This window comes from Rhodanobacter spathiphylli B39 (assembly GCF_000264295.1).
Lineage (GTDB): Bacteria > Pseudomonadota > Gammaproteobacteria > Xanthomonadales > Rhodanobacteraceae > Rhodanobacter > Rhodanobacter spathiphylli.
In genome coordinates this window covers 1-1,336 of record NZ_AJXT01000081.1, presented here as the reverse complement: position 1 = coordinate 1,336, position 1,336 = coordinate 1, and the positions used below count along the sequence as shown (strand labels likewise).

Genomic DNA, 1,336 nt, shown 5'->3' with positions numbered 1-1,336 from the left:
GACCGATCCCCGACTATCGTCCGCTGCATCTTGCCGTGATGCGGTGGTCTTGCCTAGGTGGGGTGGCGAGAACCGGCGCAGTGACGGTCGGTTCCCTGGGGCTCACTGCCGCCCCTCACCGGGGCGCCTTCGACCGTTCTCCTGCCGATCACCGGGAGACCTTCGCGAGCGGATTTAATTAGCCACGTCCCCTTTATTGATTCCGGGCTACGGGTTGCAGATTTGGTTAGGCTATTTCGCTTTTAGAAGAAACCGAAAAACACTAAATCCCAGCATGGACCATATCGTTAGCTCACTAAAAACTCCCACAAGGAACCAAGACATATTTCTATCGAAATGCCACTTGAACATGCCATACCCTGGGCCAAATCCGGTTACCACGTACCCGCTTTTCATGTTGATGACTAATTTTATAAGCTGCAAGAAACTCACAACTACAAAAGGAGACAGAAAAACTATCTGAAAAATATGAAACGAATGGTCCCGCGGCATTGGCCTGTGGAACACAGAAAAAGCCAATCCGATAAAAATATCGGCCAAAAGAGAAATGATCATTACGGAGTAAAATTTCATGTCATTCGCCAAGGAGCGAAAGAAAGGGAAGAAAGGGGGCGTGGCTAATTAAGCCAGGCAAGCGGCGCGCCTTGCCAGACGACGATCCAACTTAATTAGCCGCGCCATTAATTCCCATTAATTCACGCCCCCTTAATTGCCTTAATTGGTTTTGGTTTCAGAAATAGATATCCACGGTGGCGGCCGGGAATGCGCCCACCCCTTCCCTGACGACCGGCATCTCGCCCGACACATGGCAATGCGGACAGGTGGTAGTGACCGCCAAGTCACCTTTCTTGTCCTTCTTCACATTCTTGCTTTTCACGTTTTCGTGCGCGAACCTGGCCGTAAAAGCGAGTCCGCAGGCGGCGCTGGCGCAGGTGCACCATGCTTTTGTCGGATGCGCGGTCAGATCTCGTGCGAGTGGGGAGTCGGGCGCCTCGTTGGCCGCGGTGTGACAGACCAGGAAGGTCTTCACTCCTGGCCGGAACAGGAGCAGGAACGTCTCCCCGCGCGCCAGCTCCGTACGATGCTTGCTGATCAACTCGTAATCAACCATCGGCCGCACCACGATGACAGACTTCGTGCGATCCGCCAACGCGACCAGCGACTTGCAACACCGCTTGCACGGGCATAGACCGCCGTCGATCAGGTAGATGATTTCCAGGTAGCAGAACTCGGCAGAACCCTTGGCGACGACTTGGGTCTTCTTGTGTTTCGGATCCTTGGGGACAGCCCACAGCTCCTCCTCACCACAGCCTTTGTTGCCCGAACGCTGGCCACC

1 protein-coding gene is annotated in these 1,336 nt (G+C 54.3%); it reads right to left on the bottom strand.

Annotated elements, in window-relative coordinates; genetic code table 11:
• Window positions 1-730: 730 nt before the first annotated feature.
• A partial coding sequence (locus UU7_RS18720) for a hypothetical protein (RefSeq protein ID WP_007810611.1) occupies window positions 731-1,336 on the bottom strand: 606 nt, incomplete at its 5' end.